At 35.3% G+C, this 25,355-nt stretch carries 24 protein-coding genes; 21 read left to right on the forward strand and 3 right to left on the reverse strand.

Going from position 1 to position 25,355, the window contains the following annotated elements:
* Window positions 1-5: 5 nt before the first annotated feature.
* Complete coding sequence (locus tag ACI6MV_RS07665; RefSeq protein ID WP_407269690.1) at window positions 6-1,916, forward strand: beta-glucoside-specific PTS transporter subunit IIABC; 1,911 nt, start codon at window positions 6-8, stop codon at window positions 1,914-1,916.
* Between the two features lie 336 nt (window positions 1,917-2,252).
* Window positions 2,253-3,692: a glycoside hydrolase family 1 protein gene (locus ACI6MV_RS07670; RefSeq protein WP_407269692.1), complete on the forward strand. Its 1,440-nt coding sequence runs from the start codon at window positions 2,253-2,255 to the stop codon at window positions 3,690-3,692.
* Between the two features lie 214 nt (window positions 3,693-3,906).
* On the opposite strand, the gene ACI6MV_RS07675 is transcribed toward ACI6MV_RS07670, so the two are convergent.
* Both ACI6MV_RS07675 and ACI6MV_RS07680 read right to left on the reverse strand, forming a co-directional pair.
* A complete protein-coding gene (locus ACI6MV_RS07675) occupies window positions 3,907-4,197 on the reverse strand; it encodes a hypothetical protein (RefSeq protein WP_407269694.1) in 291 nt (96 codons plus the stop codon).
* Between the two features lie 195 nt (window positions 4,198-4,392).
* On the reverse strand, window positions 4,393-4,539 hold the full coding sequence (locus tag ACI6MV_RS07680) for a hypothetical protein (RefSeq protein ID WP_407269696.1): 147 nt from the start codon (window positions 4,537-4,539) through the stop codon (window positions 4,393-4,395).
* Between the two features lie 356 nt (window positions 4,540-4,895).
* Here ACI6MV_RS07680 and ACI6MV_RS07685 point away from each other — a divergent pair, with 356 nt between their 5' ends.
* Entirely contained in the window at window positions 4,896-5,750 is an 855-nt protein-coding gene (locus ACI6MV_RS07685; protein WP_407269697.1) for a hypothetical protein, read from the forward strand.
* 92 nt (window positions 5,751-5,842) lie between these two features.
* Here the strand turns inward: ACI6MV_RS07685 and ACI6MV_RS07690 are convergent, their stop codons facing one another.
* A complete protein-coding gene (locus tag ACI6MV_RS07690) occupies window positions 5,843-6,184 on the reverse strand; it encodes a hypothetical protein (protein ID WP_407269698.1) in 342 nt (113 codons plus the stop codon).
* A gap of 559 nt (window positions 6,185-6,743) precedes the next feature.
* On the opposite strand from ACI6MV_RS07690, the gene ACI6MV_RS07695 reads away from it, so the two are divergent.
* The 18 genes from ACI6MV_RS07695 to ACI6MV_RS07780 all read left to right on the forward strand — a co-directional run bounded on the left by ACI6MV_RS07695 (window position 6,744) and on the right by ACI6MV_RS07780 (window position 25,278).
* Window positions 6,744-7,499 (forward strand): YveK family protein, encoded by a 756-nt coding sequence (locus ACI6MV_RS07695; protein WP_407269699.1) that lies wholly within the window; start codon window positions 6,744-6,746, stop codon window positions 7,497-7,499.
* A complete protein-coding gene (locus tag ACI6MV_RS07700; protein ID WP_407269700.1) occupies window positions 7,474-8,169 on the forward strand; it encodes a CpsD/CapB family tyrosine-protein kinase in 696 nt (231 codons plus the stop codon). Before ACI6MV_RS07695 ends, ACI6MV_RS07700 begins: the two co-directional genes overlap by 26 nt.
* Window positions 8,170-8,462: 293 nt before the next feature.
* Complete coding sequence (locus ACI6MV_RS07705) at window positions 8,463-9,230, forward strand: tyrosine-protein phosphatase (RefSeq protein ID WP_407269701.1); 768 nt, start codon at window positions 8,463-8,465, stop codon at window positions 9,228-9,230.
* A gap of 43 nt (window positions 9,231-9,273) precedes the next feature.
* A complete protein-coding gene (gene galU / locus ACI6MV_RS07710) occupies window positions 9,274-10,155 on the forward strand; it encodes a UTP--glucose-1-phosphate uridylyltransferase GalU (protein WP_407269702.1) in 882 nt (293 codons plus the stop codon).
* A 65-nt stretch (window positions 10,156-10,220) separates the two neighbouring features.
* Window positions 10,221-12,047 (forward strand): polysaccharide biosynthesis protein, encoded by a 1,827-nt coding sequence (locus ACI6MV_RS07715; RefSeq protein WP_407269703.1) that lies wholly within the window; start codon window positions 10,221-10,223, stop codon window positions 12,045-12,047.
* A 426-nt stretch (window positions 12,048-12,473) separates the two neighbouring features.
* Complete coding sequence (locus tag ACI6MV_RS07720) at window positions 12,474-12,686, forward strand: hypothetical protein (RefSeq protein ID WP_407269704.1); 213 nt, start codon at window positions 12,474-12,476, stop codon at window positions 12,684-12,686.
* On the forward strand, window positions 12,667-12,831 hold the full coding sequence (locus ACI6MV_RS07725) for a hypothetical protein (RefSeq protein WP_407269705.1): 165 nt from the start codon (window positions 12,667-12,669) through the stop codon (window positions 12,829-12,831). The genes ACI6MV_RS07720 and ACI6MV_RS07725 overlap by 20 nt, the downstream gene beginning before the upstream one ends.
* Before the next feature lie 379 nt (window positions 12,832-13,210).
* Window positions 13,211-13,840 carry a sugar transferase gene (locus tag ACI6MV_RS07730; protein WP_407269706.1) on the forward strand — a complete coding sequence of 210 codons (630 nt, stop codon included), beginning with the start codon at window positions 13,211-13,213 and terminating at the stop codon, window positions 13,838-13,840.
* Complete coding sequence (locus tag ACI6MV_RS07735; protein WP_407269707.1) at window positions 13,837-14,694, forward strand: NAD-dependent epimerase/dehydratase family protein; 858 nt, start codon at window positions 13,837-13,839, stop codon at window positions 14,692-14,694. Before ACI6MV_RS07730 ends, ACI6MV_RS07735 begins: the two co-directional genes overlap by 4 nt.
* 36 nt (window positions 14,695-14,730) lie before the next feature.
* Entirely contained in the window at window positions 14,731-15,495 is a 765-nt protein-coding gene (locus ACI6MV_RS07740; RefSeq protein ID WP_407269708.1) for a glycosyltransferase family 2 protein, read from the forward strand.
* Between the two features lie 64 nt (window positions 15,496-15,559).
* Window positions 15,560-16,501, forward strand: a complete 942-nt coding sequence (gene fcl / locus ACI6MV_RS07745; RefSeq protein ID WP_407269709.1) for a GDP-L-fucose synthase — start codon at window positions 15,560-15,562, stop codon at window positions 16,499-16,501.
* Window positions 16,502-16,529: 28 nt separating this feature from the next.
* Window positions 16,530-17,582 carry a GDP-mannose 4,6-dehydratase gene (gmd, locus tag ACI6MV_RS07750; RefSeq protein ID WP_407269710.1) on the forward strand — a complete coding sequence of 351 codons (1,053 nt, stop codon included), beginning with the start codon at window positions 16,530-16,532 and terminating at the stop codon, window positions 17,580-17,582.
* 32 nt (window positions 17,583-17,614) lie between these two features.
* On the forward strand, window positions 17,615-19,003 hold the full coding sequence (locus ACI6MV_RS07755; protein WP_407269711.1) for a sugar phosphate nucleotidyltransferase: 1,389 nt from the start codon (window positions 17,615-17,617) through the stop codon (window positions 19,001-19,003).
* A gap of 52 nt (window positions 19,004-19,055) precedes the next feature.
* Entirely contained in the window at window positions 19,056-20,261 is a 1,206-nt protein-coding gene (locus ACI6MV_RS07760) for a glycosyltransferase (RefSeq protein ID WP_407269712.1), read from the forward strand.
* Between the two features lie 24 nt (window positions 20,262-20,285).
* Complete coding sequence (locus ACI6MV_RS07765; protein WP_407269713.1) at window positions 20,286-21,437, forward strand: glycosyltransferase; 1,152 nt, start codon at window positions 20,286-20,288, stop codon at window positions 21,435-21,437.
* A 17-nt stretch (window positions 21,438-21,454) separates the two neighbouring features.
* Window positions 21,455-22,774 (forward strand): nucleotide sugar dehydrogenase, encoded by a 1,320-nt coding sequence (locus ACI6MV_RS07770; RefSeq protein WP_407269714.1) that lies wholly within the window; start codon window positions 21,455-21,457, stop codon window positions 22,772-22,774.
* 61 nt (window positions 22,775-22,835) lie between these two features.
* Window positions 22,836-23,999 carry a glycosyltransferase family 4 protein gene (locus tag ACI6MV_RS07775; protein WP_407269715.1) on the forward strand — a complete coding sequence of 388 codons (1,164 nt, stop codon included), beginning with the start codon at window positions 22,836-22,838 and terminating at the stop codon, window positions 23,997-23,999.
* 31 nt (window positions 24,000-24,030) lie between these two features.
* Window positions 24,031-25,278: an O-antigen ligase family protein gene (locus ACI6MV_RS07780; protein ID WP_407269716.1), complete on the forward strand. Its 1,248-nt coding sequence runs from the start codon at window positions 24,031-24,033 to the stop codon at window positions 25,276-25,278.
* Window positions 25,279-25,355: the final 77 nt, after the last annotated feature.

Here is a 25,355-nt window from a genome sequence, read left to right on the forward strand (position 1 = left end):
TTAGCATGAAATACGAACAGTTGGCAAAAGACATTATTAAAAATGTCGGCGGAAAAGAAAACGTTAACAGTGTTGTCCATTGTGTCACGCGGCTGCGTTTTAAATTAAAAGACGAAGATAAGGCGAACACGGATGTGTTAAAAAATATGGATGGTATTGTTACGGTTATGAAAAGTGGTGGCCAATATCAAGTGGTCATTGGGAACCATGTACCTGATGTTTATAAGGCAGTACTAGCTGCTGGAGGTTTTGACACCGAATCATCATCAGATGATGAAGAGAATGGCGAAAAACAAAGTTTGTTTAACCAATTTGTTGATATGATATCTGGAATATTTGCACCAGTACTCGGTGTATTAGCTGCTACGGGAATGATTAAAGGTTTTAATGCTTTGTTTGTTGCACTCGAATGGTACCCGAATACATCTGGAACTTATTATATTTTACATGCTATTGGCGATTCTTTGTTCTATTTCTTTCCTATTTTCTTAGGCTTTACAGCAATGAAAAAATTTGGTGGAAACCATTTTGTTGGTATGGCCATAGGTGCGGCGCTCGTTTATCCAACTTTGTCAGGTCTAACGAGTGGCGATCCGCTTTACACCTTATTTCAAGGAACATTATTTGAGTCACCTGTTTATATTACATTCCTTGGAATACCTGTAATTTTAATGAGTTATGCATCTTCTGTTATTCCGATTGTACTGGCAGCTTTCATTGGTGCGAAGTTGGAAAGATGGTTTACAAAAGTGATTCCTGATGTTGTAAAAACATTTCTTGTTCCATTTAGTACGTTATTAGTAGTTGTGCCACTTACTTTCCTAGTGATTGGGCCAATTGCTACGTGGGTTGGTGCGTTTTTAGGTCAAGGTACGAACTGGGCATATGAAGTAAGTCCACTATTGGCTGGTCTGATCCTTGGTGGTTTATGGCAAGTGTTTGTTATGTTTGGGCTTCACTGGGGTTTCATCCCAATCGCAATCAACAACCTGTCTGTAATGGGTTATGACTATATACTAGCAATGATTTCAGCAACATCTTTAGCAACAACTGGTGTAGTGCTAGGTGTAATGCTTAGAACTAAAAATCAAAAAATAAAAACACTCAGTATTCCGGCAGCTATTTCGGCAGTCTTTGGTGTATCAGAGCCGGCGCTTTACGGGATTACACTACCGTTAAAAAGACCATTCTTTATCACACTGATCACCTCTGCAGTTGGTGGCGTTATTATGGCAGCTGCGGGTACTAAAGTATATATGATGGGTGGACTTGGTGTATTTGGTATCCCGTCTAAAATTGGCCCTGAAGGTCTAGACGTCGGATTCTGGGGCGGTATGACCGCAATGGCAGTAAACTTGGTATTAGGTTTTATCCTTGCTTATTTCTTTGGTTTAAGTAAAAAGCAAAGAAGTGAAGAAACTAATAATCAACAAGCTACTACTAGTTCTACGGAGCGTAAAGACGAAGAAATTGTTAGTCCGCTTAAAGGAAATGTAATGCTATTATCTGAAGTTAAAGACGAGGCATTTTCAACTGGCGCACTTGGAAAAGGGCTGGCGATCGACCCTACGGAAGGGAAATTAATTTCACCAGTTGCAGGTACAGTGACTGCACTATTTCCAACGAATCATGCAGTAGGAATAACGACTGATTCTGGTGCTCAAATATTGATGCACATTGGATTGGATACGATTCAATTAGATGGAAAGCATTTTACTTCTTATGTTAAGCAAGGAGATCGGGTTGAAAAAGGCCAACAGCTTGTGGACTTTGATATTGAGCAAATCAAAAAAGCTGGTTATTCGGTTGTGACTCCTGTGCTTGTTACGAATAGTGCTGATTACAGTGAGATTGTTGTGACTCAATCTAAGACAGTAGAAGTTGGAGATCATTTTATAGAAGCGGTGATTGTTTAATGATGTTGTGACGTAACCTAGGGGGTGCTTGTACACGCTCCAGAAATCCACTTTGCTTTCCGCGGGGGGCTAGTGAGCCTCCTCGAACTGTCGTTCTGCGGGGTCTCACTTATGCCGCTAGTCCCGCAGGAGTCAAAGTGGATTTCTTCCGCTGGATAGTCTAACTACATTCACAAGCATTAAGTCGCATTCTAAGAATGTAGTAATAACAGTGATCAATTAAGTAAATAAATACCAAGAAGGAAAGTATCCTGTATACTTTCTTTCTTGCGTATATAAAAGTCTTGTTTTAATGTTTGTAATAAAGATAGTGTATCAATATCAGGAGGTAATCTAATGCGTGAATATAAATTTCCAAAGGGTTTTCTATGGGGTGGGGCTACTGCCGCTAACCAACTAGAAGGTGCGTATCAAGAGGGTGGTAAGGGGCTTAATTTGGCTGATGTGCTGCCTGGTGGTAAGGATAATAGAATTAAACTATTGTCATCTACTGGATTTGATTTTGAAATCGATGAGTCAAAATATACGTATCCGAATCATGAGGGTATTGATTTCTATCATCGTTATAAAGAAGATATCGCATTGTTTGCAGAGATGGGATTCAAGACATTTCGTTTGAGTATTGCATGGTCGCGTATTTTTCCGAATGGTGATGAATTAGAGCCGAATGAAGAAGGGTTGGCATTTTATGATCGTGTGTTTGATGAATTAGCTAAATACGATATCGAACCGTTAGTAACGATCGCGCACTATGAAACACCGCTGCATCTTATCAAGGAATATGGTGGATGGAGAAATCGAGGGTTGGTTGAATTATTTGAGCGCTATGTAACGGTTCTTTTCAATCGCTATAAAGATAAAGTTAAATATTGGTTAACGTTTAATGAAATTAACGGTGCTACACACATGCCGATTTTCGGTCTGGGATTCTCACCTGAATGTGAAGAAACACGTTTGCAAGACAGCTTCCAAGGGCTTCATCACCAATTTGTTGCAAGTGCGAGAGCTGTACAACTAGGACACAAGATTATTCCGGGTTCACAAATTGGTTGCATGCTGATCTATGCTCCTGTTTATTCCTTTGATAGCAATCCTGAAAATGTATTATATGCGCAAAAAGAGTCACTGATTTTCAATAATTTCTGTGGTGATGTACAAGTGCGTGGTGAATATCCAAGCTTCATCGATCGTTACTTCAGAGAGAATGATATTAACATCAAAATGGAAGACGGAGATCTTGAGTTAATTAAACAAGGTACGGTTGATTTCATTTCCTTCAGTTACTATATGTCGCGTACCGATAAGAAGAACAAAACACCAGAAGAGATTGGTCAAGGGAATTTAATTGGTGGCGTGAAAAATCCATTCTTAAAAGCGAGTGATTGGGGATGGGAAATTGACCCGGTTGGTCTTCGTATTGCATTAAATGAATTATATGGCCGTTATCAAGTGCCGTTATTCGTAGTAGAGAACGGCTTAGGTGCATACGATAAAGTAGAAGAAGACGGTAGCATTAACGATGATTATCGCATTGACTTCTTGAGAGAGCACATTAAAGCGATGGGCGAAGCTATTGACGATGGCGTGGAATTAATGGGCTATACTGCTTGGGGATGTATTGACTTAGTAAGTGCATCTTCCGGTGAAATGTCTAAGCGTTATGGTTTTATCTATGTCGATAAGCATGATGATGGTAGTGGTTCATTTGATCGTAGCAGAAAGAAATCTTTTTATTGGTATAAAAATGTTATTGATACGAATGGGGAAGATCTTTAGGGGTTGAAGGAGTAATATAACTTCTTATATAGATTGGGCTGAGAGAGACTGGGGTATTCTGGTCTCTCTTTTTGCTTGAATTTTGTGTAATGGTAGGGGGGGGCGGTATATTTTCTGAAGGAATAATACTATGAAGGGGCGCTTAAAGGGGGAGAAACAAGGGGTCAGTTCTGTCGTGCCAGTGAAACGACAAAACTGACCCCTCGTTCCACTACTAAAACACTTCAGTGCTTTTCTCTTCATCATCAGTAGCATGGAGCTCTGACAACGCCAATAATCCAGCAGATACGGTTTTGAGGAGAAGAATATAAATAAGGATTAATATGCCGTCTGCTACGAAGGAGATAAACCATATTGAACTAAAGGATTCTTCTACGGGTAGCCTTCCAAGGTAACGGTCAAAAATATTCTTAGCAATTAAGAGAAAATAATAGATTGGGACAAACTTTGCGATTTTCACGCCGGCTTCATATGTAGATGTGTTCACTTTAAAGTGCTTGGACATCGTGGAATAGACGCTCCAGAGTCCGTATGGAGAATATCCAATTTCACCTGGGGGAGCTTTAGCTCGTGTGATCATTCCTATCCTTTTAATTGGATTGTTATGCTAAGCACAACGCATTTCTACTTGTGCATGCAGCTTAGCTAAACAATAAGAATAATACGTTTTTTAGTTTAGCATAGGTTTCCAGATATTGTGTTAATTTTCTGATAAAATGTTGGAAGCAGTCATCGTGAGCGGATGGTTGAATGTAGCGTGTGTTTCGATGAGGTCGTTTTGCTTCTCTACAGGTCCTTTATCGGGATTGTAGTTTGGTGGGCCATCATACGGAGTGTCGTTAATCATATGAGACATGAAGACTTGTTACGCTTGATAGCAAACATGTAGTATTGCTTGTGAAATTCCTGCTTAGGTAGTGTGTGGCTTTGTTGTCTGAACTTAATTAGTCATAGAGGTTGCTGAAGTAACGGGGAGTATAGGTGAAGAATAAGTAGGAAAGAAGAAACGAAGGGTCAGGTCTGTTGTGCCAGTGAAAAGAGAAATCTGACTCTTGTTCTACCTGGCTAATGGTCTACACCTTTTCCAAAAGGATATGAAGTAATAGGTAATATGATTGCAGGATTTTTACAAAGTAAATATTACACTAACTGGTAATAATCACTATCAAAAGGTAAAATATACCTTAGAAGGGATGTGTTTGATTGAAAAGCTATTTAGATTCTATTAATATAGAGGAACTTTTAAGTAAAATTTCAAAGTTTAGAAGTCTAAACATCAGAAAATTAACCGATAGGCAGTTGATTGACGCATTTTACGATGTAATAACATTTGAAGGCAAGTCAATGCTTTACACATACAACGTTATCTATCCTAAAGGAACCATTTTCAACCGAATCAGGCCATTCAAAGAACAGAAAGAGATGCTAGAACAAATGAATTTTGTACAAGATGCATGGAACTGTCCTGCTAATCTAGTGACGACGTACGGTAGACTACACCGTCCTAACGAGTCACTACTCTATGTTTCTCCTAATGCAATAACAGCAATTGAAGAAACTAAGATTAAATACAATCAACCGTTTGCTCTCATACAATATGAAGCTACTGAAGATATTAAAGCAAATTGTATGGGAATCTTCAATGTTCAAGAACAACAACATGAGTTAAGTTCTAATCAATTGGTGAAGCTTAGGATTATAAATGATTTTATAAAAGATGAATTTACTAGAGATGTAGGCAAAGGCACTGAATATTTATATAGAACTTCAGAATTTATTGCTAAACATTTTTTTGACTTACCACCAAGAGTAGTGCAGGATGCATGGTGTTATCCTTCCATAGCAAATAAACCTTCAGTGAATTTATGCTTCAGGCCGGAAATCGCAAAAGAAATTCTGCAATTAAAAGGTATTCAGTTAGGTTTAGATTATGAAGTGAGTGATAGTAGCCTGAAATTATCTATCATAGGGATTATGACTGAGGGATATGACGGTGACTTGCTTTCTCATAAAATTGGAAGTGAAAAGCAAAAAGAAGTATTTCCACACATTCAATAAATGATGAAACAAGGGGTCAAGTCTGTTGTGCCAGTGGAACGAGAAACCTGACCCTTTGTTCTATTAAAAGTAACCTCAAGTATTCAATTTCATTATTTTAATTTTTTTCCATCGTAGTTGATAAAAAACGTAAAATAGCTGGGCTCCATATTTGCAGTTGCTAATTTTGTATGGATGTAATATGTACCGGGTTCTTTTGGATAATAAAATCCAACTGGACCATTAGTAATATTAAAACTCACACCATACAAAATAGGTCTTTGGTCGGGTATAGCAAGATATTTGCTGTATATCTCTGCTTTAACGATGCTCTCGCCTACACTAATATCTGACGTTCCGTTATGATCAAATTGGTTAAGGATACGAAACTTAAGTCTTGTATCAATAAAAAAGTGAAGTATAGTATATTCTGCAGGAACGACTGAATTATTCATAAGAGTGAAACGAGGGGTCAGTTCTGTTGTGCCAGTGGAACGAGAAACCTGACCCCGCGTTCCCAAAAAAGGAGTATCCGCTATTCAAATGGGACAAGAGAAACCTGATCCCTCGTTCCCACAAAGCGCCTTCGGCGCTGATTGAGGAGTTTCCAAAGTGTCATTTCCTTAATCTAGTTATGATGGAACGAGAAACCTGACCCCTCGTTCCCCCCTAGTTCCTGGATTGTCGATATTTGACGAACGGATTATGATAGCACTTACATTTCTTTGTGTGTAAGGATATCTTACTATCTTGCATGTTAAAATACCGTAAATGCTATTGCTTAGGCTTTTTTTACAAGTTATAATGAACAAGATAAAATTCATTCTTCATTTAAATTCTTCCATATAACAAAAGTCATATTAATACTTAATAAAGTCACAATGACAAAATTTCCAATTAGTTAACAATTTCCATCATTTTTCATCACATTATATGTTATAATTTATTTTGCGTTCAAAAAATTCACGAATAATTAGTTTTTTTATAGAAAGTATTGTATACGGAGGTACAGGGATGGAAGAGACGATTTCCTTAAAAGAGATATTTGAAGTATTAAAAAAGCGGTTTTTATTAATAGTTTCATTGGTAGTTATAGCGGGGGCTGCGGGAGCAGTGGTAAGTTACTTTCTCATAACACCAACCTATCAATCTAGTTCACAGTTTATTGTGAATCAAGAGACGCCATCTGGCCAAAATCAGGCAATTGATATTAACCAAATTCGTACAAGTGTCGAGTTAATTACTACTTATAATTCTATCATTAAAAGTCAGTATATATTAGAGTTGGTTTCGGAAGAGTTAGAGATGCCAATTAGCGCTGGAAATATCAGTGTTGGAAGTCCTGAAGGTGCAACGGTTGTAACGGTGTCAGTTAGGGATACTGATCCAGAGGCTGCTGCAAACATAGCAAATACGATATTTACCATATTTAAGGAAGAAGTTCCTGATTTGATGAACGGCGTAGATAACGTCAATATCCTTACAGAGGCAGAACCTAATCCTAACCCTGTCAATCCAAATCCAATGATGAACATTGCAATTGCAATCGTGTTAGGTGCAATGGTTGGTATAGGTTTAGCCTTCCTATTAGAATACTTGGATAACACGATTAAAGCTGAATCGGATATAGACAAGCGCTTAGGTTTACCAGTGCTTGGAGTAATCTCCCATGTCGATGATAAAGGGATAATTACTGAGGATCAATTTAAATCGGCGCGATCGATGAGAGGGAGAGGTGTCCTTGATGGCGAGAAGAAAAAGTCTGTCTAAGCCTAGCTTAAGTGCATTGGTTACAAAGTTAAGCCCAAAATCAGTTATATCAGAGCAATACCGTACGGTGAGAACGAATATTCAATTCTCCTTTGTTGACAAGGATCTAATGTCACTTATGGTTACCTCGGCTGGGCCGAATGAAGGGAAATCAACGGTTACAGCAAACCTTGCAATTGTATTTGCACAGCAAGGTAAGAAAGTATTACTGGTTGATGCGGATATGCGTAAACCGACGTTGCAATATTTATTCCGTTTAGACAACCGGTCTGGATTAAGCAATATATTAGTAGGTGATAGTCAATTAGAGGATACAGCTCGACAAACTGGAATAGATAATTTAGACGTACTTACATGTGGACCGATTCCTCCTAATCCATCTGAATTACTTGGCTCAAAAATGATGGAGAGCTTATTACAACAAGCAAATGAACAGTATGACCTGGTCATCTTTGATACGCCGCCAGTTTTAGCGGTAGCTGATCCACAAGTATTAGCTAATATCTGTGATGCTTCAATCATGGTGATACGCAGTAAACAAACCGAATATGATACGGCGCAGAAGGCGAAGGATTTATTATTACCAGCTAAAGCTAAATTAATAGGTACGATTCTGAATGATCGTGATCAAAAGAAATCTAATTACTACTATTATTACGGCAATAAATAATGAACAATAAATCCCTTGGGTGGATGTTCAAGGGATTTATTGTTCAATATAATGAAAACACGCAACAGAAAGCGTTTACTATACCTTTCGATATATATGATTTGTCACTTATTTCTGTTATAAATGAATCGTGATGAAGATGTGACAAGGTAATTAAGGGAAGATAATTATCGGAAGATTTTATCAAATTGAATATTCTATAAGAATTGGTTTACTACATTATTGTTGTTTGTTCAACAAAAGTAAGGTTTATCTTGTGTTTTAATAGGGAATTTTATTGGGATGTGATTTTGATGATCGATATACACTGTCATATATTACCGGGTGTGGATGATGGAGCAAAAACAATAGAGGATAGCTTAGCGATGGCAAAACTGGCATCCGAACAAGGCATACATACCATTATTGCTACACCACATCATAACAATGGTACTTACGAGAATAGTAAGCAAGAAATTTTGCGAAAAGTAAAAAAATTAAATGAGCAATTACAATCCGCAGACATAGATGTAACAATTCTTCCGGGACAAGAACCAAGGATTAATGGAGAAATGTCCGATGATTTGGAAGAAGACATCTTATTACCTCTTAATGAAACAAGTGGTTATTTGTTTGTTGAACTACCATTCGACCATATTCCGAGATACACCTATGAATTACTATTTGATCTTCAAATTAAAGGCTTTACGCCAATACTTGTTCATCCAGAACGAAATGCAGAAATTATGGAACGACCAGAAGCGCTATATCGATTTGTGAAAAATGGTGCGTTAACGCAGCTTACAGCCAGTGCTGTTTGTGGGAAGTTAGGAAAGAAAATCCAGACGCTATCGGAACAACTAATCGAAGCAAATTTGGTTCACTTTATTTCGTCTGATGCACACAACACGACGAGTCGCCCATTTTACTTAAGAGAAGCTTATGATGAAATTGAAAGTAAATATGGAAGTGCGTTGAGTTACTTTTTTATGGAAAACTGTGAATTACTCATAAGCGGAGAAACGGTGATTGGTGATATACCGAAGCACATTAAGCGAAAGAAGATACTTGGGTTATTCTAAGAAATTATAAATATATACTATGTGTCTATTACGGAGGGTTTATATGAAGAAAGTAAGAAAGGCAATTATTCCTGCAGCGGGGTTAGGGACACGATTCTTGCCGGCAACAAAAGCAATGCCGAAAGAAATCTTGCCGATTGTAGACAAGCCAACGATTCAATATATCGTTGAAGAAGCAGTTGCAGCAGGGATTGAAGATATTATAATCGTTACTGGTAAAGGGAAGCGTGCAATTGAGGATCATTTTGATGCAGCCCCCGAACTAGAAAGAAATCTTGCTGAAAAGGGAAAACTAGAATTATTAGCAAGAGTACAACACTCTTCTAATCTAGCAGATATTCATTATATTAGACAAAAAGAACCAAAAGGCTTAGGTCATGCGGTATGGTGCGCACGTAATTTTATCGGGGATGAACCGTTTGCAGTGCTTCTTGGTGATGACATTGTTGAAAGTGAAGTTCCTTGTTTAAAGCAATTAATTGATCAGTATGAAGAAACAGGTTCTTCAGTAATTGGTGTACAACAAGTAGCGGATGATCAAACGCATCGTTATGGAATCGTTGATCCAAACACGATTGAAGGTCGTCGTTATCAGGTGAATAGCTTCGTGGAGAAACCTGCGCCAGGAACAGCACCTTCTAACTTAGCGATTATGGGACGTTATGTATTTACACCAGAGATATTCCAATTCTTATCGAAACAAGAAGTTGGTGCTGGTGGTGAGATCCAGTTGACGGATGCGATTCAAGAATTGAATCAAATGCAACCTGTATATGCATATGACTTTGAAGGAAAACGATATGATGTTGGCGAAAAACTAGGGTTTGTTAGAACTACGATCGAATTTGCTTTGAAAAATGAAGAGATTGGTTCGGAAGTTGAAAAGATGCTTAGAGAGTTATTACCCCAAGAAGCAAAACACTAAACCTATATCACAGAAGTGATACTAAAATTACCTAGGATTGTGAAGGAGAGGGGTGTAGTAAGATAATGACATTTCGAAGAAGACTTACGTCGTTAATCTTGCTTGATTCGTTAATTGTTAGTACAGCTATTTTTATTGCATCATGGATTGTATATCCGCACACGAATGTTGGTCGCTTGGATGCGATCATCGTCAGTGCGGTAGCACTTTTATTATTTCATCATTTATTTGCTTTTGTTTACAAGCTGTATAACAAAGTGTGGTCTTATGCTAGTGTCGGTGAGCTGGTAGCTATCGTCCAAGCGGTTACGTTATCGGTGATCGCGGCAGGGGTTGTAATGTATTTATTTAATGATTTTTCGATTTATAGAAGAGCGCTTCTGGTTACGTGGATGCTACATATTATTTTGGTTGGTGGCTCACGTTTTATGTGGCGGATTTTTCGCGATCACTACATAGTCAAAGGTGGTAAGCAGAAGCGAACGTTAATTGTTGGTGCTGGTGCAGCTGGAGCGATGGTTGCTAGGCAAATGCGAAACGAACAAAAAAATGCGGAATTATACCCAGTTGCTTTTGTTGATGATGATGTGTCGAAACAAAAAATGCAAGTATATAATTTGCCGGTTGCCGGTGGAGTGGAAGACATTCCACTCGTTGTCGAAAATTTAGATATTGAGCATATTGTGATTGCTATTCCGTCACTTCGTAATGGTGAACTAACAAAGATTGTAACCAAGTGTAATGAAACGAGAGCGAAGGTACAAATGATTCCGAAAATCGAAGACATTATGTCAGGAAAAGTGTCTGTAAGTACGTTAAAAAATGTCGAGGTCGAAGATGTACTTGGGCGCGAGCCGGTTGAGTTGGATATTAACGCGATTTCAGATTATGTGACTAATAATACGGTAATGGTTACTGGTGCTGGTGGATCGATTGGTTCGGAAATTTGTCGGCAGTTGATGCACTTTGGTCCTCGGAAGATTGTGCTTGTTGGGCACGGGGAGTTTAGTATTTATACGATTGATATGGAACTTCGCGAGCAATATGGACATGCTGATATTGAAATTGTTCCGGTAATTGGGGACGTGCAGGATCGGAAGCGGATGTTTGATGTCGTAAAAGCGCACCAACCAGCGATTATTTATCATGCAGCGGCACATAAGCATGTTCCATTGATGGAATACAACCCACATGAAGCAGTGAAGAACAATATAATTGGGACGAAAAATGTCGCTGAAGCTGCAGATGCTGCTGGCATTAGCACGTTCGTACTTGTGTCTACGGACAAGGCTGTTAACCCAACGAATGTGATGGGTGCGACGAAGCGTGTGGCTGAGATGGTTATTCAAGATTTAGCGCAGCATAGTAAGACAAAATTCGTTGCGGTCCGATTTGGTAATGTGCTTGGTAGTCGTGGTAGTGTTATTCCGTTGTTTAAGAAGCAGATTGCGGGTGGGGGTCCGGTTACGGTAACGGATCCGGAAATGACTAGGTATTTTATGACTATACCGGAAGCATCAAGGCTTGTAATTCAGGCTGGGACGTTGGCTAAAGGTGGAGAAATATTCGTATTAGATATGGGTGAGCCGGTGAGGATTGTTGATTTGGCTAGGAATCTTATTAAGTTATCTGGTTATACGGAAGATGAGATTCCGATTCGTTTTTCTGGGATTCGTCCTGGGGAGAAGATGTATGAGGAATTGCTAGGTGAGGATGAGGTTCTGCCTGGTGAGGTGTATGAGAAGATTTATGTTGGTCGAACGGTTGAGGTTGACTCACGCAGGTTAGTCGAGTTGATTGATCGGTTTAATGGGTATGATGCTGTTGAATTGAAGGATTGTTTGATGGGGATTGTTTATGCGGAGCGGGAATTGTTGGTGCAGGGGTCGTGAATTAGGTGTGAGGTTGGATGAAGTTTTAAAGGTTTTGGAAGGTTAGTGGTTTTAGGGTTGAGTTAGTTAGATGTTTTTTTGTGTGGTTGTTTATTGGGAAATCTTGCGATTTCTTGGGTTGTTTGAGGTTTTGGTAGTTCTTCGAAGTCTATATTTGTTTTAGGTGATGTCTTCTTACCTTTATCAACGAAGGCACTCGGCTATTTTGTGGGTGGGCTAGTAGGTTTACCTTAGACGCGTTTGTTGTCAAGGGGATGGTGTGAGGGGCTCTTGCGAGCCCTTTGCTGTTTATGGGTGTTGGTTATTCATAGGTTAGATGATGATTGGTGAAGGAAGATGATTATGAATAATAATCGTTTTGTTCATTTCATCAGGAGTTCAGCAGAATTAGTAAGAGATAGGTTAATGAATTAGAATGGATTTACTTTGGCGGAATTGCATGATGTAATTACCATTTTGGGTATTATAGATGCAATATCTATTCCGGCTATGGGAACTATTATTGCAGACTCTCGAGAAGATGTTTGTGATGCGATTGTGATTGAGGTTGAAAGATTGTATCAAACATATCTTTCGAATGAAGAGTTAGTTCCGACAGAAGCGATGTTTACTACGGTATATGCAAGATTTTTGGGATGAGGAAATTTGTCCTGAACATGGGGTTATTACGTATGCTGCAGGTAAGGTTAAGTGTAGTGTGCACTTTGTTAAGGAACAACCTGATGATGGTGAAGAAAATAGTGATGGAGTTTTCTTATTTGTAGGGAATGAATTAGGTGACTAGAAGGTTTTTGGAGGCTGGTTTAGTAGCTGGTTCCCGTTGTTTGATTTTAGAATTATTAATTTTTGATTGAATGGTGTTTTGGAACTGACTATCGTGGTTAGATTGAACGTTTGAAACCTTGCGGGATAAGGGGGTGAAGTGTTTTTAGTGAGATTTATAGATTGATTGAATGGTATATATAATAGATGAAACTCGGTTTGAAGTGATTATGGACTGAATATCTATTTCGTATTTGGGTTGCTAGATTGAATAGATATTACGAGGTGGGTATGCCATTTAGAAGCAATGTAGTAGTTAGTAGTTTAGTAGTTGGTTGGAAAGAGTGTGAATTCTAATTAAGTACTAAACTACTAAAAAATTTTTGGGGAGAGTAGCGAATATGTATTTAAAAATAAAAAGACTAATAGATATTGTTCTTTCATTAATAGGGTTATTAACTTTGTCTCCTATTTATTTAATCCTTATTATAATTATTAAGTTAGATTCTAGAGGACCGGTATTGTTCAAACAGAAACGTGTTGGTATCCATAAGACCCATTTCAATATGTTGAAATTTCGTACGATGAGAATAGATACTCCAAAGGACACACCAACACATCTCTTGGATAATCCTGGACAATACATTACTAAGGTTGGAAAGTTTATGAGAAAAACTTCATTAGACGAACTCCCGCAGATCTGGAATATCTTTGTTGGAGAGATGAGTATTATTGGTCCAAGACCTGCACTGTGGAATCAGTATGACTTAATCGAAGAAAGAGATAAATATAGTGCAAATGACGTACCACCAGGATTGACAGGATGGGCACAGATAAATGGTAGAGATGAGCTTCCCATTGAAGTGAAGTCGAAGTTGGATGGGGAGTATATTGAGAAAATAAGCCTTTGGATGGATGTTAAATGCTTTTTGGGGACAATTTTAAGTGTTGTTAAAAGTGATGGGGTTGTTGAAGGTGGGACTGGATCGAAGAAGGAAGTTGCTAGTAGTAAGGAGTACATGTCAAAATGAAAAAGATATTGATAACTGGTGAAAATAGTTTTATAGGAAAGAGTCTAAAGAGCTGGTTGGTAAATTATTCTGAGGACTACTCTATCGATACAATTACTATGAGAGAAGACTCTTGGAAGATAAAGGGTTTTACGCAATATGATGTTGTCTTTCATGTGGCAGGGATAGCGCATGTATCTTCAGACCCAAAGATGGAAGATATGTATTATAAAGTGAATCGCGATCTTACAATTGAGGTTGCTGAGAAAGCCAAGAGTGCGGGTGTGAAGCAATTCATTTTTATGAGTAGTATTATTGTTTATGGTGATAGTAGCAGTAGTAAAAGAATAATTGATAAAAATACAGTACCAAATCCGAGTAACTTTTACGGTAATAGTAAGCTTCTTGCAGAAGAAGGGATAAGCCCTTTGAACAGCGATAAATTTAAGGTGGTTATTGTTAGACCACCAATGATTTACGGGAAAGGTTCCAAAGGGAATTATCCTAAGCTTGCCAAGGCTGCCCAGAAGCTTCCAATCTTTCCAAACATTAATAATCAACGAAGTATGCTTCATATAGATAATCTTTGTGAGTTTATAAGACTAATGATTGATAATGAAGAGAGTGGTTTGTTCTTTCCGCAAAATAGTGAGTATGTTAAGACAAGTGAAATGGTGCAGCTAATCGCTGAAACTCATGGGAAAAGGATAATACTTACCAAAATTTTTAATCCAGTCCTAAGAGTTATGGCTAGAAAAGTGGGGTTAATTAATAAAGTGTTTGGTAATTTGGTTTATGAGAAAAACATGAGTAAGTATAAAGAAGATTATCGAAGCAGGAATTTAAGGGATACGATTGTCGCGACAGAAAAATAAGATTGATAAAGTCCACTTGCATTGGGGGGAATTTCATTGAAAATATCTATAATTACCGTTTCATATAATAGCTCTAGAACAATAAAAGATACAATGGAATCTGTGTATAGACAGACTTACGATAAGATTGAATATATAATAGTCGATGGAAAATCTAGTGATGAAACTTTACAAATTATTAAGAGCAGTGAAACTAATTTTGTGAAAAATGGAATTGAATATAAATGGATTTCAGAAAAAGATAATGGCATCTATGATGCAATAAATAAAGGCATACAACTTTCTACTGGAGACGTTATTGGAATCTTGAATTCTGATGATTATTATAATGACAATGATGTAGTTAAAGATATTGCAACAGCATTTAAAGAGGACGATATTGATTGCATTTACGGTAATTTAAAGTATATAGATCCTTTGAGTAAGAAGGTAACAAGAAGATGGACATCAAGAGATTTTGAATCTGGGTTATTTGAGAAAAGTTGGACACCTGCTCATCCAACCTTTTATTGTAGAAAAGATAGTTATATAAAGTACGGGTTGTACAGAACAGATTTTAAAATTGCGGCAGATGTAGAACTAATGTATAGATTCTTAGAAAAGAATAGAATAAAATCAAAGTTTATTAATAGGTCTATGGTTATCATGAGACAAGGTGGAGTAAGTAGTAGCGGTCTCAAGAGTACGTATATAATAACTAAAGAAATGAGACAAGCTTTTAAAGATAATGGTGGAAAATTTAATTTGTTAAAATACCTTGGGTATAAAGGATTAAAATTAAAGGAATTTATCAAGGTATAAATCTAGTTCTCCTAATCTTTATATAAAAAATGTGAAATATATTTCTACTAAGAGGAGAGATGAAATGAATAAAAACTCCAGAATATATGTTGCTGGACATAGAGGTTTAGTGGGTTCAGCAATCTTAAATAAATTACATGAAAAGGGTTATACCAATCTAGTATATAAAACTAGTGCTGAATTAGATTTAAAGAATTCAAATCAAGTCTATGATTTTTTTGAGAATGAAAACATCGAATATGTATTCTTGGCAGCTGCTAAAGTTGGTGGAATTGTTGCAAACAATGATTATCCAGCAGATTTTATTAGAGATAACATCCTAATACAGACAAATGTCATTGATGCTGCTTATAAAAATAATGTTAAAAAGCTCCTCTTTTTAGGAAGTACGTGTATATACCCTAAATTAGCGAAACAACCACTAAAGGAAGAGTATTTACTTACTGGAGAACTAGAGCCTACAAATGAAGCCTACGCGATTGCGAAAATTGCTGGGATCAAAATGTGCGAGTCATACAACAGACAATATGGAACGAATTTTATTTCTGCTATGCCGACGAATTTGTATGGACCAAATGACAACTTTGATTTAGAAACGTCACATGTACTACCAGCTCTTATAAGGAAGTTTCATGAAGCTAAAGTATCTGGAAAAGATCAGGTAGAGCTTTGGGGAACGGGATCACCTAAAAGAGAGTTTTTGCATACTGACGATTTATCAGATGCGTGTATATTTCTTATGGAGAACTATTCGGACAATGAAATTGTCAATATAGGTATTGGGGAAGATATCGCTATAAAAGATTTGGCAGCGAAGATTAGACAAATAGTTAGTTTTGATGGTGAAATTGTTTATGATACCTCGAAACCTGATGGTACACCTAGAAAGTTAGTTGATGTTACTAAAATTAATGAATTAGGATGGCACGCTAAAACTAGTTTAGATGAAGGCCTGGAAGAAACATATAAGTGGTTCAAAGATAATATAGAAGCAGTAAAAATGTAGAAATCGATTAAGTATTCAGGAGGAAATTATGAAAAGAGCATTGATCACAGGTGTTACGGGACAAGATGGTTCCTATTTAGCTGAACTTTTATTAGAGAAAGGTTATGAGGTGCATGGTGTTATCCGTCGCAGCTCTTCGTACAACCAGGAGCGTTTAGAAAACCTAATAAATAATGATAAGTTCATCTTACACTACGGAGATGTAACAGATACATCAAATGTTGTCCGTGTTATTAGTGAAACCCAGCCAGATGAGATTTATAACTTAGCTGCACAATCACATGTGCGTGTATCTTTTGATATGCCCGAATATACTCAAAGTGTTGATGCTGCTGGTACGCTTAATATCCTTGAAGCAGTTCGTATATTAGGATTGACCGATAAAACACGTGTTTACCAAGCATCAACTTCAGAATTATATGGAAAAGTTCAAGAGGTTCCACAAAAGGAAACTACACCTTTCTACCCTCGTTCCCCTTATGGAGTTGCAAAAATGTATGGTTTTTGGATTACAAAGAATTATCGTGAATCATATAACATGTTTGCAGTAAATGGGATTCTATTTAATCATGAGTCAGAGCGTCGTGGTGAAACATTTGTTACTCGTAAAATTACTCTTGCAGCAGCAAGAATCGCACAAAATAAACAAGAGAAATTAACTTTGGGTAATTTAAATTCTTTACGTGATTGGGGATATGCAAAAGATTATGTTGAGTGTATGTGGTTAATGCTTCAACATGACAAACCTGAAGATTTCGTTATTGCAACTGGAGAGATGCATACAGTACGTGAGTTTGTTGACTTAGCATTCAAATATGTTGGTATTGAAATAGAGTGGTCTGGTGAGGGAATTGAAGAAAAAGGGATTAACAAGAAAACAGGAGACGTGATTGTTGAAGTTGATCCTAAATTCTTCCGACCAGCAGAGGTTGATCAATTACTTGGTGATCCAATAAAGGCTAAGACGTTACTAGGCTGGAATCCTACTAATACACCATTTGAAGATCTCATTCGAATTATGGTTCAAGCGGATATGAAAAAGGTTAAAAAAGAAGATCGTATAAAAAAATCGTTTGATTAATAACTAAGAACATGAAGAGGGGGGAAGTTTAAATGAAATTAGTTTTACTATCAGGTGGTTCTGGTAAAAGGCTTTGGCCGTTATCAAATGATACCCGATCCAAACAATTTCTTAAAGTATTGGAAGGAGTCAACGGAGAGAAACAATCGATGGTCCAAAGAGTCTGGGGACAGTTAGAAGCTGTTAACCTTTCAAATCATGCTGTAATAGCTACCTCTAAAATGCAAATAGATATGATTCAGAGTCAGATAGGACTAAATGTACCTTTGATTATTGAACCTGAACGACGAGACACATTTCCTGCTATCGCTTTAGCAGCATCCTATCTTTATTCAATTCAAGGTGTATCGGAAGAAGAAGTTATCTCAGTTCTTCCAGTTGATCCGTTTGTGGAAAATAGTTTCTTTGAAAAAGTAAAAGAACTCGAAAGTGTGCTTGTGGGTAGTGAATCAGATTTAGCTCTAATTGGGGTAACCCCAACCTATCCCTCTTCGAAATATGGATATATTATTCCTGAAGCCGAAGAGGGGTACCAGTCCTATCTAACTGTTAGTCATTTTACCGAAAAACCAAGTGAAGAAAGAGCCCAGGTATTAATTGAGATGAGTGGGCTTTGGAACTGTGGAGTGTTTGCATTCAAATTAAGATACATTATTGATATTTTAATAGAAAAAGGTTTACCTATTCAATATGATGAATTGCTTAATCAATTCTCGACACTACCTAAAATTAGTTTTGATTATGAAGTTGTTGAAAAGGCAAAAAAGATTGTAGCCTTACCCTACAATGGTGATTGGAAAGACCTTGGAACTTGGAATACATTAACGGAAGAAATGGCTACTAAACAAATAGGGAAAGGTATTATATCTGAGGACTCTAATAATACTCACCTGGTAAATGAGTTAGAAATACCTGTTACAATTCTGGGAATTAAAGACTCTGTGGTAGCAGTTAGCCCTGATGGGATCTTAGTTACAGACAAAGTGTCAAGTCCAAAGGTAAAAGAACTGATCAAAGACTTCAACCATCCACCAATGTACGAGGAGCGGGTTTGGGGATGGTCCAGAGTATTGGATTATGCAACGTATGATGATGGTCAAGAAATGGTGACTAAACGTATTTGTATTAATGAAGGCAAGAATTCTAGTTATCATTATCATAATATAAGAGATGAAGTTTGGACGATTGTAAAAGGTGAAGGGGAACTTGCTTTGGATGATCATTTAACTAGAGTAAAAGCTGGAGATATTATTCATCTTCCAAGAGGGAAGAAGCACTGTATTCGTGCTATATCAAATCTGGAATTTATTGAAGTCCAGACTGGTATTGGGATAAGTGATGAAGATTTTACTAGGTTGTATTTTGAATGGGATGAGGTGTTAGAACACTTTCAAATGACAAAAGCGAAAATTATTCTTTAATGCGATTGATAGGTGTTTTTTATAAATACGTATTGGATCTAGGTGAACTATAATGAGAGTATTACAAATAAATACAGTATGCGGAACAGGCAGTACTGGAAGGATAGCGACCGACATAGAGGCTATTTTAAAGGAAGATGGACACGAAAGTTATATAGCCTATGGCAGAGGTTTGCCGAATAACTCTGATACAGCAATTAAAATAGGTACTAAATTTGATAATTACACCCATGTTGCTAAAACGAGGTTTTTTGATCAACATGGATTTGGATCAAAAAAGGCCACAAAACATTTTATTGCTAAGATAAAGAAACTTAACCCTGATGTGATCCATTTGCATAATATTCACGGGTATTATATCAATGTTGAGATGCTGTTTGAATATTTAAAAGAAGCTAATAAGCCTGTGGTTTGGACATTGCATGATTGCTGGCCATTTACAGGACATTGCGCTTATTTTGATTACTCTGGTTGTGAATGCTGGAAGGTAGAGGGAAACCATATATGTATTCAAAAAAGGAGTTATCCTGCAAGTCTATTTATTAGTAAATCAAAGCAGAATTATGAGAGGAAAAGGAAAGCTTTTACTGGAGTTAAGGATCTAACCATTGTTACACCATCTAAATGGCTAGCAGGTTTAGTACAGCAATCCTTTTTGAAAGAGTATCAAGTTAAAGTAATAAACAATGGAATTGATTTAGACGTGTTCAAGCCAACACCTAGTGATTTTAGAAAAAATAACAGTCTCGAGGGTAAATTTATAATACTCGGAGTAGCGAGTATTTGGGAAAAGAGAAAAGGATTTGAGTACTTTAAACTGTTATCTGAAAGACTAAGCGAGGATGAAGTAATAGTATTAGTCGGTCTAAATGAGAAGCAAAAAAGAAGCTTACCATCCAATATTATAGGTATAACTAGAACAAACAGTGCTAAAGAACTAGCAGAAATATATACAGCTTCTAATGTATTTTTAAATCCTACATTAGAAGATAATTTTCCAACTACTAATTTGGAAGCTTTGGCCTGTGGGACACCTGTTATTACATTTGATACAGGTGGTAGTTCTGAAGTTGTTGATGGAAGTTGTGGTTTTGTAATTCAAAAAGGGGATTTGGACGAATTAAAAAATATAATAGTTAGGACTAAAAAAATAGGTAAGCAAAATTTTGCGTATTTTTGTATTAAGCGTTCTAAACAATTTTATTACAATAAAGTTAGATTTGGTGATTATTTAGTTGTATATGAAAAAAATATTTAATTCAACTACAAGGTGAGCTATTAAATGAAAATATTACATGTGTGTTTGTGTGGTCCAGTGACGGATAACTGGAATTATCAAGATAATTTAATAACAAAGTATCACAAAAAATTAGGTAACGAAGTAACAATTATTACTTCTAATTGGATTTTTAATAATTCTGGAAATCTAGCACTCACTAATAAAAATGACTATATCAATAATGATGATGTTAGAATAATTCGATTACAAATGAAAGGAAAAAATAATTTCAATAACAAATTTAAAAGGTTTAAAGGAATTAAAAAAGCAATTTATTGTCAAAGTCCAGATATAGTTTTTATTCATGGATGCCAATTTATTGATATAAAATACATTGTAAAATATGTTAAAAGTAATCCACACGTAAAAGTTTATGTGGACAATCATGCAGATGTTTTTAATAGCGGAAGAAATTGGCTCTCCAAAAATTTATTGCATAAGGTCATTTGGAAAAAATATGCACAAATGATTGAACCATATGTTAAAAAATATTACGGAGTACTTCCAGCACGAGTCGATTTTCTTGTTGACATGTATAAACTACCGAAAAGTAAAGTTGAACTTCTAGTGATGGGAGCAGATGATGAAAAAGTTGAAGAAGCAAAAAAATCAAATTCTAAACATGCTATTCGTAAGAATAACGGGATTACAGAAAATGATTTTTTAATAATAACTGGTGGAAAGGTAGACGATAATAAAACACAAATTATGCTTTTAATGAGAGCAATAAATGAGATTAATAATTGCAATTTAAAATTAATAATTTTTGGCTCAGTTAGTCCTAAATATGAAGATGAATTTAATAGTTTACTTTCTGAAAATGTGATATATATTGGTTGGATTAATCCAAAAGACACCTACAAACTCTTTAATGCAGCAGATTTGGTTGTATTTCCTGGTCTACATTCAGTCTTTTGGGAGCAAGTCGTAGGATTAGGAATACCAACCGTCTTTAAGTGGATGAAGGGGTTTACACATATAGATTTAGGCGGGAATTGTAAGTTTTTATACCAAGACTCTGTTTCAGAAATGAAAGAATTAATTATTGATATTAAAAATAATTCTAAATTATATAATAATATGAAGTATGTATCTGAAACAAAAGGGATGGAAGAATTTTCATATAAGAAAATCGCTTTGAAAAGTTTATCATAGTATGGAGGTATTTAATTATGAGTTTATACAAAAAGTTACTGAATAAAGATGAAAAGATTTCCGTTGTAGGATTAGGATACGTTGGAATGCCTTTGGCGGTTGCATTTGCTAAAAAAGTTAATGTAATAGGGTTTGATTTAAATGAAAAAAAGATAGAAATATATAAATCTGGCATTGATCCTCTAAATGAAGTAGGTGATGAAGTAATTAAGAAAACCACAATAGACTTCACTTCTGACGAGACAAAGATTAAACATGCAAAATTCCATATAATTGCTGTTCCTACACCTATAAATAAGGATAAAACTCCAGACCTATCTCCAGTAGAAGGTGCTAGTTCTATTATAGGAAAGAATCTAACAAAAGGCTCGATAGTTGTATATGAGTCTACTGTTTATCCAGGTGTAACAGAAGATGTGTGTATCCCTATTCTAGAAAAAGAATCAGGTCTGAAATGTGGATTGGATTTCAAAGTAGGATACTCCCCAGAGCGTATTAACCCTGGTGATAAGGTAAATACACTTGAACGTATTACTAAGATTGTATCTGGTATAGATAATGATACTTTAAATGAGATAGCTAATGTATATAAATTAGTAATTAAAGCAGGTGTGTATAAAGCTAGTTCTATTAAAGTTGCTGAAGCAGCAAAAGTAGTTGAAAATAGTCAACGGGATATCAATATTGCATTTATGAATGAACTTGCCATGGTCTTTGATCGTATGGATATTGATACAAATGAAGTTGTAGAAGCAATGAATACAAAGTGGAATGCCTTAAATTTCTATCCAGGTCTTGTTGGGGGGCACTGTATAGGTGTCGATCCTTATTATTTTTTGTATGAAGCTGAAAGATTAGGTTATCACAGTCAGATAATTCTCTCTGGTAGGAAAATCAATGATGGGATGGGCGAGTTTGTTGTAGACTCAATCATTAAAAAATTAATATTATCGAATAAGGTTGTAAAGCAGGCAAAGGTAGTTATTCTTGGTGTTACTTTTAAGGAAAATTGCCCTGATATAAGAAACTCTAAAGTAATTGATATTATCAAGGGATTAAATGAATATGGTATAGATCCGATAGTAGTTGATCCAGAAGCAAATACCGATGATGTTAAAAATGAATATGGTATAGAATTGGTGGATTTAAATAGAGTTAAGGATGCTGATTGTCTCGTGTTTGCAGTCGCACATGATCAGTTTAGGGATTTGAATTTGGAAGAGATAAACGAGTTGTTTGGGGACTTTGATAATAATTTGAAAGTTATTGTTGATGTTAAGAATATACTCAATAAAGAAGAAATTACTTTTAGTGGATATAATTATTGGAGCTTATAAAGAATAGGCTTGTAAAAAATACATTTCAGACGTCATAAATAAAGATATAGGTGAATTAATGATGAAAATAAAGGTTTTGAATATTGCAACAATACTGCCTTTTCCTGAAGGGAAAAATGGTTATAAGTTAATAGAAAATGATTTTTTAATTGTTTTGAATAAATATCTAGAGAAGTTGGGTTTAGATACAGAGTTTGTAAAGGTGACAAACTCTTCGAATAAATTACTGTCAAAGTTTAATGAGAAATGGGCATATTATTATAATATGCCTAATGAATATTATATAGAAGGTAATAGAATTTGCGTTATCAGACAAATTATGTTTCCGAAAAGTAAATTATCAACTTTAAGTTTTGTTCTCAGCATTTTATTAAAGAAAAGTAAATTCCGTGCATTGGGAAATAAAAACTACACGTGTACTCATGCACATTTTTTGCTTTTAGATGGTTATATTTCTTACTATCTCTACAAAAAGTACAATATACCCTATGTTTTAACGGTTAGAGACGAAACAAATATTTTCAATAAACTTATTTTACGCACAATTGGACAAAGAATTCTTAATAACGCTAGTGTATTATTAACAACAAATGTTGTAAATAAAAATAAGTTAGAAAAGTTTACGAATAAAGATATCAAAATTATAACTCATGGTATTGAACAAAACAATCTTCATTTTTATCCTGATGTTAATAAGAAAATCCGCATTACTACAGTATGCAAACTTAATCCGGGGAAAAAAATAGATATACTTATAAATGCCTTGAAAAATATTAAAGACAAAGATTATATTCTAAATATTATTGGAGATGGACCTGAATATGATTATTTAAAATCTATTGCTCACGGGGTCAAGTGTAACTTTTTAGGGAATTTAAAACATAATGAAGTAATAGAACATTTAAAGGCGAGTGATATTTTTGTTTTGCCAAGTGAGTCTGAATCATTCGGAAGAGTTTATATTGAAGCTTTAGCGAGTAGCAATGCAGTAATAGCAGTTGAAGACACAGGTGTTTATGGATTATTTGAACATGACAAAGAAATTCTTTATATGAAAAAGAATTCCACAGAATCTCTTCAAGAGTTATTAACAATATTATTAAATGATCAGAATAAAATTCGATCCTTAAAGATTAACGGCTACAAAAGTATAATAAAAGATTTTACTTGGGAAAGTATTGCAGAGAAATATTATTATATTTATACGAGTTTATTAAAAGTATAATGTGTTAATATTTTTGGAAGGATTTTTGATAATGAACAAAATCTATATACCTTACGATTATAATAATACACCTAAAAAGTACCATGAAGGATTTAGAGGAAGTAAATTCATTTATGCACTAATGATTTTTATGTCCATATATCCTAGTGTAGGAATAAATTCATATATTCCCTATTATTTATTAGGAATTTCTGTTGGCTTCATTTTGTTGAATAAAGTAAATATTAGCATACCGATGATTTATGTTGTTTTTATTGTATGGGTTATTTTTATAAATATTTTACAATTACCATTAAACAACTTAAGTCTTATGTATGGTATAAAGACTTCTATCGGAATCATATTTCCGTTATTAGCATATATACTAGGGCAATACTATTCAAAAAAAGTCAGGGGCGAATCAATAGAGAAAGTTTTATTTGTATTACTAATTATTCAATTTATTGTGGTCTTTATGCAGATGGCTGGTACAAGCTTTGGATTAAAAACTTATACTGTATTTGCAGGAGATAAGGGTATAGAATATTTACAATATATAAGTTACGGTAATCGTTATCAAGCAATTGGAACTATTGGGAATCCAAATGAATTGGGTGTTTTTTCTTTATTATTGTCAGCGTTCTTACTATTTTTTAGTAGCATAAAAAAACCACTTGTTATTATTTCTTTAATATTAACAAGCTATATTGTACTGTGTTCGCAAAGTAGAACATCTGTGATATTATTTTGTGTATTAATATTTGCAAGAATAATATATACAGAAAGAATTTCTTTAGGAAAAAAAATATTTAGAACACTTCTTGGCATCTTGAGTACAATACTGTTGTTATATTACGCTGCAAACAATTTAGGCAGAGAATTGTCCTTCGACCAACTAAACACTCGGTATATCCTTTGGGATCATGCTTGGGAAAAAGTTTATTCATTCAATGACCTGATAAACTTATATATAATGATTGTAGGTAGAGGAATCAGTTATGTTAAAATTACAGGATCAGTAGACAATTCATATATGAATATAATGTTTTCTTCAGGTATTATTGGCTTATCATCCTTTATTGCATTAATAATAATACTATTTTTCTTAGCAAAAAGAATTGTAGTTAAAAGGTATAAGTTTATAGTATATTCATATTTAATTATTTACGCTATTTCATGTACTGTTATGGATGTTTACTTTATTATGAAAGTATCGTTTTTACTTTTTTTTATTATAGGTTATCTATTAAATTCCAACGAGCAACATTTATCTACAAAGTTTACAGTTGAAAAAGTATAAAGTAGAATTAATGATAAGAATTTGTAATTATTTAGTTCAATTCGTTAAACAGAATAGTGAGTTATTAATAACAAGAA

It is taken from the genome of Radiobacillus sp. PE A8.2, from assembly GCF_045635475.1.
GTDB lineage: Bacteria > Bacillota > Bacilli > Bacillales > Amphibacillaceae > JBJGXI01.

Excerpts from the sequence above, each read along its gene's own strand:
- ACI6MV_RS07770 (WP_407269714.1), top strand. The coding sequence starts at position 21,455 with ATGAGTTTATACAAAAAGTTACTGAATAAAGATGAAAAGATTTCCGTT.
- fcl (WP_407269709.1), top strand. The coding sequence starts at position 15,560 with ATGAATAAAAACTCCAGAATATATGTTGCTGGACATAGAGGTTTAGTG.
- gmd (WP_407269710.1), top strand. The coding sequence starts at position 16,530 with ATGAAAAGAGCATTGATCACAGGTGTTACGGGACAAGATGGTTCCTAT.
- ACI6MV_RS07735 (WP_407269707.1), top strand. The coding sequence starts at position 13,837 with ATGAAAAAGATATTGATAACTGGTGAAAATAGTTTTATAGGAAAGAGT.
- ACI6MV_RS07690 (WP_407269698.1), bottom strand. The coding sequence starts at position 6,184 with ATGAATAATTCAGTCGTTCCTGCAGAATATACTATACTTCACTTTTTT.
- ACI6MV_RS07755 (WP_407269711.1), top strand. The coding sequence starts at position 17,615 with ATGAAATTAGTTTTACTATCAGGTGGTTCTGGTAAAAGGCTTTGGCCG.
- ACI6MV_RS07775 (WP_407269715.1), top strand. The coding sequence starts at position 22,836 with ATGAAAATAAAGGTTTTGAATATTGCAACAATACTGCCTTTTCCTGAA.
- ACI6MV_RS07675 (WP_407269694.1), bottom strand. The coding sequence starts at position 4,197 with ATGTCCAAGCACTTTAAAGTGAACACATCTACATATGAAGCCGGCGTG.
- ACI6MV_RS07765 (WP_407269713.1), top strand. The coding sequence starts at position 20,286 with ATGAAAATATTACATGTGTGTTTGTGTGGTCCAGTGACGGATAACTGG.
- ACI6MV_RS07760 (WP_407269712.1), top strand. The coding sequence starts at position 19,056 with ATGAGAGTATTACAAATAAATACAGTATGCGGAACAGGCAGTACTGGA.
- ACI6MV_RS07725 (WP_407269705.1), top strand. The coding sequence starts at position 12,667 with ATGCAAGATTTTTGGGATGAGGAAATTTGTCCTGAACATGGGGTTATT.
- ACI6MV_RS07700 (WP_407269700.1), top strand. The coding sequence starts at position 7,474 with ATGGCGAGAAGAAAAAGTCTGTCTAAGCCTAGCTTAAGTGCATTGGTT.
- ACI6MV_RS07780 (WP_407269716.1), top strand. The coding sequence starts at position 24,031 with ATGAACAAAATCTATATACCTTACGATTATAATAATACACCTAAAAAG.
- ACI6MV_RS07695 (WP_407269699.1), top strand. The coding sequence starts at position 6,744 with ATGGAAGAGACGATTTCCTTAAAAGAGATATTTGAAGTATTAAAAAAG.
- ACI6MV_RS07715 (WP_407269703.1), top strand. The coding sequence starts at position 10,221 with ATGACATTTCGAAGAAGACTTACGTCGTTAATCTTGCTTGATTCGTTA.
- ACI6MV_RS07665 (WP_407269690.1), top strand. The coding sequence starts at position 6 with ATGAAATACGAACAGTTGGCAAAAGACATTATTAAAAATGTCGGCGGA.
- ACI6MV_RS07730 (WP_407269706.1), top strand. The coding sequence starts at position 13,211 with ATGTATTTAAAAATAAAAAGACTAATAGATATTGTTCTTTCATTAATA.
- ACI6MV_RS07670 (WP_407269692.1), top strand. The coding sequence starts at position 2,253 with ATGCGTGAATATAAATTTCCAAAGGGTTTTCTATGGGGTGGGGCTACT.
- ACI6MV_RS07680 (WP_407269696.1), bottom strand. The coding sequence starts at position 4,539 with ATGATTAACGACACTCCGTATGATGGCCCACCAAACTACAATCCCGAT.
- galU (WP_407269702.1), top strand. The coding sequence starts at position 9,274 with ATGAAGAAAGTAAGAAAGGCAATTATTCCTGCAGCGGGGTTAGGGACA.
- ACI6MV_RS07705 (WP_407269701.1), top strand. The coding sequence starts at position 8,463 with ATGATCGATATACACTGTCATATATTACCGGGTGTGGATGATGGAGCA.